Here is a 1,136-nt window from a genome sequence, read left to right as displayed (position 1 = left end):
GCACCTGCCCGAACCGTTTCAGCAAGGCTTCTTGAAGAATCTGTTCCACATCCACAGCCCACATATACCGGCCGATTCGATAGGAGATGATGCTGCGGTCGCAGCAGTCCAGGATATAGGTGAAGCGCAGGCGCGTTCCATCCCAAAGACGTATCTGGGTCAAATCACTGGCCCATCTCGTATTGGAGGTTTTCACACTCACCTTTCCGGTATGCTCACGGGGAGGATTTCGCGTCCCCTTATTGCGAAGCAGCAGGCCATTCTCCTTCATCAGGCGATACACCTTATGACTCGTTAGGGAAAGGCCAAAATCGCGCTTGGCAATGGCCCGCACCCTGGGGCAGCCATAGGTGGGCCGACTTCGGCTGATCTCTTTCAAGACCGTCAAAGTCGCAGCATCCTTACTAAGAGGCTGCTTGCGAGATTTTGGATAGCCTTTCTTCTTGTAATACGATGTGCCTTTCGAAACCCCGAAAAGCCGATGGATTCGGTTCTGGCTCACTTCAAATCCTCGTGCGTAATTTTGGGTTTCTTCCCGGCTCGTCTTAGGGCATCCATCTCTAACTTTTTTTTTAAAATCTTGATGTCCAGATGGGCTTCGCCCAAGGCCTTCTTCAGCTCGTCATTCTCTCTGCGCATTGCGTCCATTTCCGCATCGGAAAAGAGTTCGCCGTCGTTCTGGATGCCCATTTTCGCTCCTCGGATGGAATCTTTTCGCCACTTATAAAGCATGGCAAGCAAGATATCGTGTCGGCGGCAGAACTCCGGGCCTGAAAGGCCGCTCTGCTGCCATCCTTCTACGATACGTCGTTTTTGTTCAGCGGTCAAAAGGCGGCGTCCACCAGGCCCTTTTCTGCAATGTGCGAGGATCTCTTCAATCATCCGGTTCTCCTTTTTTAGGTTTAGAACCGGTCCGAAAATTCAGTCAAATAAGATCAATTGCACGCTGCGGGTGCGGGCTCCGGGGGCGGTAGTACCCCACTCCGCCCGCATCCTCGCGTATCGCCCATCCCTTTCCAAGTCACTTCCTACTGGCGCAAACGTTCATGCACATTGTGCATAATGCGAAAATCTTAGATTAACCACTGCACCCCAGTTCCCTCCCAATCCTTCTACTCCCCCCCCCCCCCCCCCAA

2 protein-coding genes are annotated in these 1,136 nt (G+C 52.8%); both read right to left on the bottom strand.

Going from position 1 to position 1,136, the window contains the following annotated elements; translation table 11 throughout:
* Positions 1 to 502 (bottom strand): IS3 family transposase (locus JF616_20825; protein MBW8890205.1); only part of this gene is annotated, 502 nt, incomplete at its 3' end.
* Complete coding sequence (locus JF616_20820; GenBank protein MBW8890204.1) at positions 499 to 882, bottom strand: transposase; 384 nt, start codon at positions 880 to 882, stop codon at positions 499 to 501. The genes JF616_20825 and JF616_20820, both read right to left, overlap by 4 nt.
* Positions 883 to 1,136 lie beyond the last annotated feature (254 nt).

The organism is Fibrobacterota bacterium, assembly GCA_019509785.1.
Classification (GTDB): domain Bacteria; phylum Fibrobacterota; class Fibrobacteria; order UBA11236; family UBA11236; genus Chersky-265.
The sequence above is the reverse complement of the archived record's forward strand: the minus strand, read 5'-3'. Positions and strand labels throughout refer to the sequence as shown.

Bases quoted from the DNA above. Each gene is read 5' to 3' on its own strand.
- JF616_20820 (MBW8890204.1), bottom strand. From the start codon at position 882: ATGATTGAAGAGATCCTCGCACATTGCAGAAAAGGGCCTGGTGGACGC.